Origin of the sequence: Cytobacillus sp. FSL R5-0569, from assembly GCF_038007265.1 — a bacterium.
GTDB lineage: Bacteria > Bacillota > Bacilli > Bacillales > Cytobacillaceae > Cytobacillus > Cytobacillus kochii.
In genome coordinates, this window is sequence record NZ_JBBOWW010000001.1 from 4,087,171 (window position 1) to 4,099,187 (window position 12,017).

Below are 12,017 nucleotides of genomic sequence, written 5' to 3' on the forward strand. Positions count from 1 at the left end.
TTATCTTCCAACTCTGCCCATACCATTAATGATGGTATCAAGCATTTCGTCTATTGCAGTGATTTGTCTAGCCGCTGCACTATAAGCATGTTGAAACATGATCATATTGGACATTTCTTCATCAAGAGAAACCGAACTTACAGAAGAACGGTTAAATTGGACCGTGTCGGTTAGCGTAGCAGCATTTTCCGTCATTCGATTAGCCTCTTGTGTAGTTACTCCTAACTCCCCAATCATCCCTTGGTAGAAGCTCATCATATTTGTATCTGATCCATTAAAATCGAGCATCATGTCTTTTACATTTGCCAGAGCAACTGCATTAGAACCGTCACCAACAAAACTTTCGCTCGAAGGGTTTTGTCCAATACCTGTTAACTCAAATGACCAAGTAGAACCAGATTGTAAGTTAGCGATTGTACTAGTATCGATTTTAAGGCCAAAGAGATTCATATTTTCTTTCACTGCTTGATTTTGATGGTCAGCTATTGGATTGCCGTCTAAATCATAAGCGGAGTACTTCCATGAGCCATTATCATAAGTCAGCTCAATTTTTGCCTCACTAATCGTGATCGGCGGGGTGTCATATGTTTGAATACCACTGAACGCACCCAGAATCGTTGGGTTACCAGTCGATGGGTTGTCCGCATGTTTCGTAATAGAACCCGTAAATAACTCACTACTTGAGGAAGCGGCAATATGATTTAAATTATTCATGATTGAATCAGACACTTTTATATTGGCTGCGGCCCCTGCTGCATTATCGCCAATTTCAAAGAAGTCCACACCGTTCTTTACGCCGCTCTCAATTTCAGATAAACTCCAGCCACTTTGATGGACAGCATTAAAGGCCGTGGCAAAGCGGAAAGCCATTAAGTCCAGATTCGCAAGCATATCAGAATAAACACCTGTTTCCTTCCCAGTGGCATCTATTTTGCCGTACATATCTATATTCGCAAGTAAGCTCCCTTTCGAAGTAAAATCTGATGCCGCCATCGATTTATTACCGATTTGCAGACTAGCAACAGCTTGTGTTTCAGGGTCTTTTTTGACACTCAATGATTGGACGATATCATTTTTCCCATCGAGTAAAGTACCGACACTTTTACCATTCCCATCGACTAATTCAATCGAATATTTCCCGGCAGCTTGACTACTTGCATTCCCACCACTTGGTGTAGCACTCACTTTAATGTTGACTAAGCCTGAGAGTTGATCAACAAGTACATCCCTTTTATCATATAAATCATTCGGCAAATAGCCATGTGGTTCTACGCTGGCAATTTGCTCATTGATCTGGTTAATTTGTGTGAGGATTGAATTAATTGTTTTCACATTCATATCAATTTGCTCACCGACATCTGCTTTCTGAGCGCTCAGTTGTCCTGCCAAATAATTAAAAGTATCACTCACGGCAATCCCACGCTGACGAACAACCGAACGAGCACCTGAATCTTCAGGGTTAGTTGATAAGTCTTGCAAAGCATTCCAAAATTGATCTAATGTATTCGCAAGGCCAGTATCTGACGGCTCATTCATGACACTTTCAATTCGGGAAAGCTCACTGCTTCTCGTATTCCAATAACCGAATTTATTGTGCTCATTACGGTACTGTACATCCAAATAGTCTTCGCGTATGCGTTGAACCGATCCTGCCTGAACACCCGTTCCAATTTGTCCTGGCATGTATGGCGCATTCATTCCAACAGACGGAAAAGCATTTGTTTGTGTAAAGTTCACCCGTTGTCTCGTATATCCTACAGTATTCGCATTGGCAATATTATGCCCGGTTGTATAGAGTGCACTTTGTTGTGTATGTATGGCTCTCTTCGCCGTTTCTAACCCCATAAAAGTAGATTTCATAACGTTTCCTCTCTTTTCTCTATCCTACACTTTAGACTGGAACATTCCTGTTGCAGCTTGAGATTTCGCTTTTTGCGGATGAATATAATTCATATTTTGCGCAGCTGCTTTCGGATTGACGAGATTCATAGATAAATTCACATATTGTAAGGAGTGATAAATCAGTTGTTGATTCAATTGATTTTTCTCTTTTAATTTGTCAATAACGGATGATAACTGCTCTCTTTTTTCAAGTAAAGCTTGTTGTTCATGTTGTTCCAGTACTAATATACAGTCTGCTATTGTTGGCTTATCTATACTAGGTACAAGACTTGCTGCAATCTGGATACGCGCTTGTTCAAGCTTCTTTATTGTTGCGACATGGGTTTGTTCATCTTTTAGCATCTGATCTAATGCAGCCATATCACCCTTTTTAATCATATCTGTCTTCTGGCCTGCAAGCTCATAAAGGCTTTGATGATAAGATATTAAGCGTTCCATCGCAGTGAGAAGTGCTTCTGCAGACATACCACACCCTCCTTAAGAGCGTTTTTGTTGAAAATGTTGAACTAGGCTTTTCGCCAATTCATTCGCATCAACATGATACGTACCATTTTCCACTTGCATTTTTAATTGCTCCACCTTCGCTTGGCGAGCAGGATCTGATTGTGATGTTTTTTGCATTTCTAATGCTTTTGAAGAAATTTCGAGTTTATCTGCTTGATTCGTTTTCGCTTGTTCTACTTGCTTTGTCATATTCGCTTGGCGTTGGTAGGGATTGACCTGGTTTGCCGCGTTAAAATGATTAACCTTCATTATAAATCCCCCGCTTTCTTCGTCCCTTTTATTACTCCTATTATCGGTATAAATAGAATGAGTTTAAAGTGATATTACACTTTTAGTAAATTTTACATACATACTATCGTTCCGAAAGTAAACATTAGTTCTTTAGACTTCCTTCTTTAAGACTGTTTACCTCTATAAGAATAGTAGGTTCTCTCTCTTTCTTTTATCCGATCCTGCTCTCGTTCAAATTGCTCTAATTCTTTTTGTAATGCTTTGCGACAAGACTCACAAATTCTTCCTTCTTGAATTAATGTACCACACTGATCGCAAGGATAGCCTAGCTGGGGAAATTGCGCCACCTTTAATCGACCTGATCGAACAAACTTCTGCAGGAGCCACTCCTCTACTCCTGTTGCTTCTGTTATTCTTTGCATAGTAGCAGCACGATTTTCTCTTTTCCTTAGAAAGGCATATACGACTTCGTATGCTTCTTCTTCTTTTTTAAAACACGCTTGGCAAATGGTGCTGACTTGATTTTTCATAAATAAGGCATTACATCTAGGGCAGTTTGCGATCTCCGCCATTCTTTTCACCTCTACTGATAGCTTCTATTCTATATATCGTCAGCATCGGCTAACTTTTTTAACTTCTTGCAATCGTCAATGATCGAACCTCACTTGCTCCTGCCTCTTTTAGCAATTTAGCTGCATGATAAAGAGTCGTACCTGTTGTATAAATATCGTCGACGATTAACACTTTCTTCCCGCTTATTTCTTGTTGACCCGTGAATCGAAAAACTTGTGGTGTCTCTAATCTTTCCTTTCTTGTTTTCTTCGATTGTTTTTCTGTATGCATACGGGTGAGGAGAATGGTGGGCTTTTTGCCTAATGCGGTGATCAGTGCTTCTGATTGATTGAACCCTCTTTCATAGCGTCTTTCTTCACTCAGCGGAATCGGTGTAATAAGATCAAAGCTTATCTGTTTTAATTTCGATTTTAGCAAATCAGCAATTGCAACTGCGAGGATATAATCACCCCGATACTTATATTGAGCGAGCACTTGCTGACAAAAAGAGTTGTATGCTAATACAGAAATATTCTCGTCCAGACAACCGCTATATATTGGATCCGCCTGCCACTTCTTACAGTCGAGACAGATTTCAGCCGTTTCCATCCACCGGTGGCAAGTTGGGCAAGTGGGACCTTTGATAAATGTCCATTTTGCTATACAGTCTTCACACCAAAATGACTGCGCAGCTTTTTGAAACAATGCTTGAAATCCACCAGGAAGTTGCATTTCTTTTTGACAATAGAGACAGCTATTCATGAAGTAAGCCCCTTTGTTTTGCTTCATTATTCATTTGCAGTATTTGCTTTTTAGCCCGTACCATTGCAGTTGTTTTACCATAATGAAAAAAAACAACATCCCCTGTTGGTGCCTCAACACTTCTCCCAACCCTTCCAGCTATTTGAACAAGTGCACTTTCTGTGAAAATACGCTCTTCCGCTCCTAATACAGCAACATCTATATGAGGAAAAGTCACCCCTCTTTCTAAAATCGTTGTTGTGAGTAAAATAAGCGTCTCTTGCTTTCTCATTTTCTGGACTTTTTCTTTTCGTAAAGGATCTTCCGCATGCACTGCCTCCACTTTAGGATGAATTTTTTGTATGAGAGGTAGCATATCATCTATTAGCTTAATTTTAGGAATAAACAGCAAAACCTGTTTCTCTTTTTCAATGCGTTGCTGTAACCATTTTTTTAACACAAAAGGGAGACGGGCGTTTTTTAGGGGGATTGTCCATTGTCCAATCCATTTAAATTGAGGAATCGGTAAAGGAAAGCGATGGAAACGAGCAGGGATGGTCATATATGCTCTTTTATTTTGCCGACATTCTTTTTGCCACTTCCTTGAAGGAGTAGCTGTTAAATAAATCGTGGCAGCTGCAGACTTTTTCGCTTGCTGAACAGCATACTGGAGTGTGGCATCCATTGTGTAAGGAAAGGCATCCACTTCATCAACAATGACTGTATCAAAAGCACGATAAAAGCGGAACAACTGATGTGTTGTACTGATGACTAGATTGGCAAAAAGGTGCCGGTCTTCACTTCCACCATACAGTGCGGCAACCGTGGTGTGGGGAAAAACTTTTTTCAGACGGGGTGCGAGTTCTAAGACGACATCTGTTCTTGGAGTAGCAAGGCACACTCGCTGGCCTTGCTTTAGTGCATGAGCGATTCCTGCAAAAAGCACTTCGGTTTTACCTGCGCCACATACCGCCCAAACCAGGTACTCTTTTTTGTTATCAATGGCTGCGACAACTGCTGTAGATGCTTGTTGCTGTCCTGTAGAAAGCGTCCCATCCCATTTTAACGGTTGGTCGACTATTAGGGTGCTCGGGCTTGGTCCATTCCAACTAAAAAGTGGAGTACAAGCCGACACTCTCCCCATCATCAAGCAATTGCGACAATAATGGCATTGCTCATTTCCACAACGAGCACAAGGATATGTCGCTAAATGATGACTACTGCCACAGCGAGCACATTTGATTTTTCTACCTTCTTTTATGAAGGGTCGACGAAGCGTGATATAACCTTCGTTCACATGGGTGAATAATTCTTCTACAGGGTGAGAAATTTCATCTAGCAGTAATTGTTTACCAAATAGGAATGTCTGAATTTGTGGATTGAAGCGGTATGTAGGGTTGTGATTATGGTGAGGGATGTTCGGAAGTTCTGTAATAGTGTAAGAAGCTGAGTCGTGGTGAAATACGGGGATGAGTAGGTGATCTTTCATGAGTATTCGCATATAGACTCCTTTCGTGGCTAAAAAAAGGAGTTATTTCAGCAGTGGTTCGTTTTGTCTGCGATAATAACTCCTTAGTAGATGTATTATTTTTTTACCCAGCCAAGACCCATTGAGCCTTCGCCAAGATGTGTACCAATAACTGCACCAAAATAGCTAATACCAAAAGTGACATTCGGTAATTGTGCTTCTAGCTCTTCCTTCCATTTCTGCGCTTCCTCTAAACGGTTTGCATGAATAATAGAGGCTTCATAAGCTTCTCCACTCGCTGCATCTTCCGCTAACAAATCCACGATCCGTTTCATTGCTTTTTTACGGGTACGGATTTTTTCGAATGGCACGATGAGCTTATTTTCAAAATGAAGCAATGGTTTCACTTGGAGAAGACTTCCTAAGATTGCTTGCGCACTTGATAAGCGGCCACCTCTTTGTAGATGTGACAGATCATCAACCATAAAATAAGCACGAATGGATTGTTTCATTTCATTCAGTTTGTCCATAATTTCTGCTGGCGACTTCCCGTCAGCTGCCATTTCGGCTGCTTTGACGACATAGAAACCTTGTACACGTGCGCTAATTTCTGAGTCAAAAGGATAGACGGTAATGCCTTCAACCATATTACCGGCAGAGACTGCCCCTTGATAGGTGCCACTAATACCGCTTGATAAGTGGATGGAGATGATGGCATCATAGTCTTGCTTCAACGTTTCAAACAATGTGACAAAATCACCTACGGATGGCTGTGATGTTTTCGGCAAATCCTTATGTTTGACTTCCTCATAAAAACTTTCTGCAGTGATTTCTATTTCTTCTTTATATGATTCATTGCCAAATATCACACTCAGCGGGATCATGTGAATATTCAGCTTTTCTCTCAATTCTTGTGGGATATAAGATGTACTATCCGTTACTACGGCCGTTTTCATAAATAGAGTGACTCCTTCACTTTTTTCTCTACTATATGTTCTGTTACCATTCTATATGAAAGTTAATAAAAATGCATTAAGTTTAGAGAGGTTTAAGGGGAAATCTTTTACTTTTTGGTGGGCTTTTGGGGTGGTTGGTTTGATTCATACTCGAAGGCTGGGGTTTAACTTTTGCGATGGTGTAAGAGCGCAGGCTTTGATTGTATATTGTATGGTAGCTCCTTCTCCGGTCATGAGTCTACTCTTCCTCCATGATCCAGTTATGAAACACCTAGAGTAAATTAGGATTTAGACATTTTATTTGATAATCCCCCTTTTATGTGTGTCGCAACTCTCAGCTCAGGTTCCTTTTCTTGGGGACTTGGCGATATTTATATCGAATATCTTAGACTCGAGAGGGATCGGAGAAATTAATGCGGTTCCTTCTTTTAAGCTACTTATCTTCTCCTTTCTTCTTTTATTAGTCGGGATTCTCGCTTTTACGCTACTTATCTTTCACTCTCTTTTTTATTAGTCGCGATTCTCATCTTTGCGCTACTTATCTTCTACTCTCTTCTTTTTTTAGTCGCGATTCTCACTTTTTCCCTACTTATCTTTCACTTTCTTCTTTTTTTAGTCGCGATTCTTGCCTTTGCCCTACTTATCTTTCACTTTCTTCTTTTATTAGTCGCGATTCTCGCCTTTACCCTACTTATCTTCTCCTCTCTTCTTTTTTTAGTCGCGATTCTCACTTTTTCCCTACTTATCTTTCACTTTCTTCTTTTTTTAGTCGCGATTCTTGCCTTTGCCCTACTTATCTTCTCCTCTCTTCTTTTTTTAGTCGCGATTCTCACTTTTTCCCTACTTATCTTTCACTCCTTTCTTTTTTTAGTCGCGATTCTTGCCTTTGCCCTACTTATCTTCTCCTCTCTTCTTTTTTCAGTCGCGATTCTTGCCTTTGCCCTACTTATCTTTCACTTTCTTCTTTTATTAGTCGCAATTCTCATCTTTGCCCTACTTATCTTCTCCTCTCTTCTTTTTTTAGTCGCGATTCTCACTTTTTCCCTACTTATCTTTCACTTTCTTCTTTTATTAGTCGCGATTCTTGCCTTTGCCCTACTTATCTTTCACTCTTTTCTTTTATTAGTGGCGATTCTCACTTTTTCCCTACTTATCTTTCACTCTCTTCTTTTACTAGTCGCGAACCTTTTGCGCTCTCGTCCTCTTTTTTAATCGCAATTTCTTCTTTCACGCGACTCATATGTTCTACTCCTCCCCTATTATCTACGAAACTTCTACATTGCTCATTTTTCTTATAATTATGTCTCTCCCTTCATGAAATGGACTTCTTCCCTTCTCTTGTCCCACCTTTTTATCTTCGAACCGATCCGCATTTTCAACAAAAAAACACCCCAATGCGGAGTGTTTCTTCATATGTATGAAAGGCTGGGATTAGCGAACTTCTACCCAACCGTTTTTGATGGCTACGACAACCGCTTGTGTACGGTCATTGACGTTCATTTTTTGCAGGATGTTACTTACATGGTTTTTGACTGTTTTTTCACTAATATATAATGCTTCACCGATGCCGCGGTTACTTTTTCCGTCTGCAAGAAGTTGGAGCACTTCACACTCGCGTCGAGTAAGTAAATGTAGCGGACGACGGATTTCGATTTGTCCATAAGCGCCTGTTGTGCCAGTTCCTTCTGAAGCAAGGCGACGGTATTCGTTGACAAGATTGTGCGTTACTTTCGGATGAAGGTAAGAACCACCCTCTGCAACTACTTTTACTGCCTCAACTAATGCATCTGCATCCATTTCTTTAAGTAGGTAACCACTTGCTCCGGTTTTTAAAGCGTGCGTTACATAATTTTCATCATCATGGATTGAAAGAATGATTACTTTAGAATCTGGATATTTCTCTACTAATTGACGCGTTGCTTCCACGCCATTAATATTCGGCATGTTAATATCCATGATAACTACGTCTGGTTGATTTTCTTCAACGAGTCTGATCGCTTCGTCGCCATCGTCACCTTCTGCTACCACGTTAAATGTTTTTTCAAAATCAAGAATACGTTTTACGCCCTCTCGGAAAAGTTGATGGTCGTCAATAATTACTATTTTAGTATTCAAGTTCTTCCCCTCCCAATCTTCAACTGTTTTATATCTATCATGATGTTTGACCAGTTTCATCATCAATTAAATATTATTTCATATAAGGTACTTGAATAATAATAATTGTGCCTTTACCAATATTGGAATCTATCGAAAGCTGGCCCTCCAGAAGTTCAACTCTTTCTCTCATGCCGATAATACCAAAGGATTGTGCTTTTTTCTTATTAATATCAAACCCTTTACCATTATCTCTAATTACGACTGCTATTCTTTCATTATTAATTTCAGTTTTAACAATAATCTCTTCTGCATCAGCATGCTTCATCGCATTCTGCACAGCTTCTTGAATGAGTCGGAATAGCGCCACTTCATATTGACTTGGTAAACGAACCTCTTTACCAACATTCATGAAAGTGATTTTGGTCGAATTATGATATTCTTCGATTGTTTGTAGATACTTCTTTAATGTAGGAACAAGACCTAAGTCATCTAAAGCCATTGGTCTCAGGTCATAAATAATTCTTCTGACCTCATATAAAGCACTTCTGACCATTTTCTTTAAATTCCTTATTTCCTCCATGGCTTCATCTGTGCCACGCTCTTTATAAACACGTTCAATCAAATCAGAGCGCATCATCACATTCGCCATCATTTGCGCCGGGCCGTCATGTATTTCACGTGAGAGCCTTTTACGCTCCTCTTCTTGCGCCTCAATAATTTGTAAGCCAAACTCTTGTTTCATCTTCGCATCTTCAAGCATCTCACCCATTTGTTTGATGTCACTCATCAAGTAGTTCATGACAACAGTAATTTGGGAAATTAAATGCTCAGCACGCTCAATCGTATCACTAACGCCCACTAATCTTCTTTCAATGTCGTCTCTCCGGTCACGAAGCTGCTTTTCCATTTGCCGATTCATCGATAGATCCATTTGTAATTGATGGGCTTTTTCATATGCATCACGTACTTGCGCTTCAGTATAATCTTTGAAATGCATACTGACTTCAGATAATCGTTTACGCGCAAAACGTGTTTGACTTTCTAAACGGTCGCCTTCATCAATGACTTTAATAACCATTACCTTTACATCTTTCAGTTCTTCGGTTAAGGTCTCATAATCTTTTCGACATTGCTCACCAATCCGGAAAATTTCATTCTTACTCGTACCGACCGTTTCTATCATTTTTTCTAAAATTAAATCGAGCGACTTCGTATCAAATTTTTTTATACTCATTCGCGATTCCTCCAAGGGTATACCCTGTTGTTGCTATTCCTTATTTTACCTTGAAAAGCGGTATTCGACCATGTGTAGCGGCAGAAAATAATACCATTTGACACAAAATTCGATAAATAGTCGCACGCTTGAAAATTATTTATATGTCATATATCCTAATTTTATGTTAAAAAAAGAGGATTATTGGCAATATCTATAGTTATCCTCAGATATAAACTTATTATATCACTTCAGCGATTCGACAATATTAAAGTTTGTTTACAATCTATTAATATTTATGTTTTCCGAAGATTGTCGAATTATAATAGGAAGAGACTTGCAGGAAGGAGCGATATTTTTGCTTCCACAATATCATACCGTCAAAGGGTACGGGGAACATGAAATTATTATACAAAAATCTAGATTTATTGCATATATTGACCGAGCAGAAACAGAAGAAGAAGCGCAAGAATTTATTCAGAAAATAAAGAAGCAAAACTGGAATGCCACTCATAATTGTTCTGCCTATTTAATTGGTGAGCATGATTTAATTCAGAAAGCTAACGATGATGGTGAACCGAGTGGTACAGCTGGTGTACCGATGCTTGAAGTGTTAAAAAAGAGGCAATTAAAGGATACTGTTGTGGTAGTCACCCGCTATTTTGGTGGCATTAAACTTGGTGCCGGCGGTTTAATTCGCGCTTACGGTAGAGCTACATCCGAAGGTTTACTTGCTACAGGTATAGTTGAAAGAAAGCTAATGCGCATCATGCATACAAAAGTTGATTATACCTTTCTTGGAAAACTAGAAAATGAATTACGCGCTTCCATTTATCCAATAAAAGAAATCCATTATGCCGATATTGTTGAAATTGAAACTTATGTAAAAGATGAAGAAACAGCTAACTTCAATGCCTGGATGATCGAATTAACAAATGGACAAGCAGAAATAACTGAAGGTGACGTGTTATATTTAGAATCGACAATTTCTGAGTAAATATTTTACGTATATGCAAATCCATTGTAAAATAAACATTAACTATGTAAAGAATCGATTAAATTTTTACTAATAAAGGAGCAATCATATGTCTTATGATGGTCGTAATGCCCAAAAGGTGAGGAGACGTAAAGTGAAGCGCAGAAGACGTGTTTTCGCATTTATCCTTCTTCCTCTACTAGTCCTTGCCCTAAGTGCCACTGCCTACGGTGCCTATCTCTATAATAAAGCAGAGACAGCGATGAACAGCACATATAACCCACTAGAAAGAGAAACCAAGCGAGATGTAGCTGTACAACCTGATGTTGATAACTTTTCACTACTCATTATCGGAGTTGATGATAGTAGTAAACGGGGCTTTAGTAATTCAGCGCGTTCAGATGCATTAATGGTCGCAACATTTAATAAGGAATCAAAATCTATTAAACTATTAAGCATCCCTCGTGATTCTTATGTTCAGATTCCTAAGCTTGGTTATCAAGACAAAATCACCCATGCTCACGCTCACGGCGGACCACTCACTTCTATTGAAACGGTTGAGCAGCTACTCGATATTCCCATTGATTTTTACTTAAAGTTAAATTTTGATGCATTCATTGAGATTATTGATGCTCTAGGTGGAGTAGAAGTAGAAGTACCTTATGCCTTATCTGAGCAAGACTCAAATGACAACGCAGGGGCTATTCAATTAGAAGAAGGCTTGCAAACATTAAATGGGGAAGAAGCATTAGCGCTAGCACGTACGAGAAAGCAAGATAATGATATTATGCGCGGGCAAAGACAACAAGAAATCGTTAAAGCGATGATGAAAAAAGCCGTATCAGTAGATGCTATTTCGAAATACGGGGATGTCATCGAAGCAGTCGGAAACAATATGGAAACAGACCTTTCCTTCGACCAAATGAAATCACTTATTAGTTATGCGACTTCTAGTGGCATGACTCCAGATATTGAAATGCTCAATCTCAAAGGTCAAGATATGTACTTACCCAACTCTAATGGTAATCGTGTGTATTATTATCAAATAGATGATACTGGATTACAAGAAGTTATTTCAGAACTACAAAGCCATCTTGATTTAGGGACTACGAACCTCGGACAAAATGAATCTACTGATCCGACAAATGGCGAGAGTTCAACAGACGGCGAAATTTCTACAGAATCAAGTGAAGCTGGTTACAATAGCGGATATTAATAGAATTATGCTTTATAGGAACCCCCAAACAAAAAACTGTTTGGGGGTTTTTATTCAGACACACCTTACTCATACTGTTCTGTTGTACGTGTATGTTCTCTTTTGGGTGGGCTCATTCTCTCTTATTTTCTAGCTAGTGGTATGGGCATATCTCGTTTGTC

At 39.3% G+C, this 12,017-nt stretch carries 11 protein-coding genes; 2 read left to right on the plus strand and 9 right to left on the minus strand.

Annotation, left to right across the window (positions count from 1 at the left end; translation table 11 throughout):
- The 9 genes from flgK to MKX78_RS20915 form a co-directional block, all read right to left on the minus strand.
- Entirely contained in the window at nt 1–1,860 is a 1,860-nt protein-coding gene (gene flgK / locus MKX78_RS20875; RefSeq protein ID WP_224937155.1) for a flagellar hook-associated protein FlgK, read from the minus strand.
- Between the two features lie 24 nt (nt 1,861–1,884).
- On the minus strand, nt 1,885–2,367 hold the full coding sequence (locus tag MKX78_RS20880) for a flagellar protein FlgN (protein ID WP_095371826.1): 483 nt from the start codon (nt 2,365–2,367) through the stop codon (nt 1,885–1,887).
- Nucleotides 2,368–2,379: 12 nt separating this feature from the next.
- A complete protein-coding gene (gene flgM / locus MKX78_RS20885) occupies nt 2,380–2,655 on the minus strand; it encodes a flagellar biosynthesis anti-sigma factor FlgM (protein ID WP_095371825.1) in 276 nt (91 codons plus the stop codon).
- Nucleotides 2,656–2,801: 146 nt separating this feature from the next.
- A complete protein-coding gene (locus tag MKX78_RS20890; RefSeq protein ID WP_095371824.1) occupies nt 2,802–3,209 on the minus strand; it encodes a TIGR03826 family flagellar region protein in 408 nt (135 codons plus the stop codon).
- 58 nt (nt 3,210–3,267) lie between these two features.
- Nucleotides 3,268–3,951: a ComF family protein gene (locus MKX78_RS20895; protein ID WP_095371823.1), complete on the minus strand. Its 684-nt coding sequence runs from the start codon at nt 3,949–3,951 to the stop codon at nt 3,268–3,270.
- On the minus strand, nt 3,944–5,431 hold the full coding sequence (locus MKX78_RS20900; RefSeq protein WP_341052209.1) for a DEAD/DEAH box helicase: 1,488 nt from the start codon (nt 5,429–5,431) through the stop codon (nt 3,944–3,946). Before MKX78_RS20900 ends, MKX78_RS20895 begins: the two co-directional genes overlap by 8 nt.
- A gap of 83 nt (nt 5,432–5,514) precedes the next feature.
- Entirely contained in the window at nt 5,515–6,354 is an 840-nt protein-coding gene (locus MKX78_RS20905) for a DegV family protein (protein ID WP_341052212.1), read from the minus strand.
- Nucleotides 6,355–7,785: 1,431 nt separating this feature from the next.
- Nucleotides 7,786–8,469 (minus strand): response regulator, encoded by a 684-nt coding sequence (locus MKX78_RS20910; RefSeq protein WP_224937162.1) that lies wholly within the window; start codon nt 8,467–8,469, stop codon nt 7,786–7,788.
- Nucleotides 8,470–8,542: 73 nt separating this feature from the next.
- Nucleotides 8,543–9,685, minus strand: coding sequence for a sensor histidine kinase (locus tag MKX78_RS20915; RefSeq protein ID WP_095371820.1), 1,143 nt, complete (start codon nt 9,683–9,685; stop codon nt 8,543–8,545).
- Between the two features lie 337 nt (nt 9,686–10,022).
- On the opposite strand from MKX78_RS20915, the gene MKX78_RS20920 reads away from it, so the two are divergent.
- Together MKX78_RS20920 and MKX78_RS20925 are read left to right on the plus strand one after the other, a co-directional pair.
- Complete coding sequence (locus MKX78_RS20920; RefSeq protein ID WP_341052214.1) at nt 10,023–10,661, plus strand: YigZ family protein; 639 nt, start codon at nt 10,023–10,025, stop codon at nt 10,659–10,661.
- 88 nt (nt 10,662–10,749) lie between these two features.
- Nucleotides 10,750–11,856 (plus strand): LCP family protein, encoded by a 1,107-nt coding sequence (locus tag MKX78_RS20925; RefSeq protein ID WP_307319510.1) that lies wholly within the window; start codon nt 10,750–10,752, stop codon nt 11,854–11,856.
- The last annotated feature ends 161 nt before the right edge of the window (nt 11,857–12,017 follow it).

Coding starts and splice junctions, on each gene's coding strand:
- MKX78_RS20915 (WP_095371820.1), bottom strand. CDS start 9,685: ATGAGTATAAAAAAATTTGATACGAAGTCGCTCGATTTAATTTTAGAA.
- MKX78_RS20900 (WP_341052209.1), bottom strand. CDS start 5,431: ATGCGAATACTCATGAAAGATCACCTACTCATCCCCGTATTTCACCAC.
- MKX78_RS20880 (WP_095371826.1), bottom strand. CDS start 2,367: ATGTCTGCAGAAGCACTTCTCACTGCGATGGAACGCTTAATATCTTAT.
- flgM (WP_095371825.1), bottom strand. CDS start 2,655: ATGAAGGTTAATCATTTTAACGCGGCAAACCAGGTCAATCCCTACCAA.
- MKX78_RS20890 (WP_095371824.1), bottom strand. CDS start 3,209: ATGGCGGAGATCGCAAACTGCCCTAGATGTAATGCCTTATTTATGAAA.
- MKX78_RS20925 (WP_307319510.1), top strand. CDS start 10,750: ATGTCTTATGATGGTCGTAATGCCCAAAAGGTGAGGAGACGTAAAGTG.
- flgK (WP_224937155.1), bottom strand. CDS start 1,860: ATGAAATCTACTTTTATGGGGTTAGAAACGGCGAAGAGAGCCATACAT.
- MKX78_RS20905 (WP_341052212.1), bottom strand. CDS start 6,354: ATGAAAACGGCCGTAGTAACGGATAGTACATCTTATATCCCACAAGAA.
- MKX78_RS20895 (WP_095371823.1), bottom strand. CDS start 3,951: ATGAATAGCTGTCTCTATTGTCAAAAAGAAATGCAACTTCCTGGTGGA.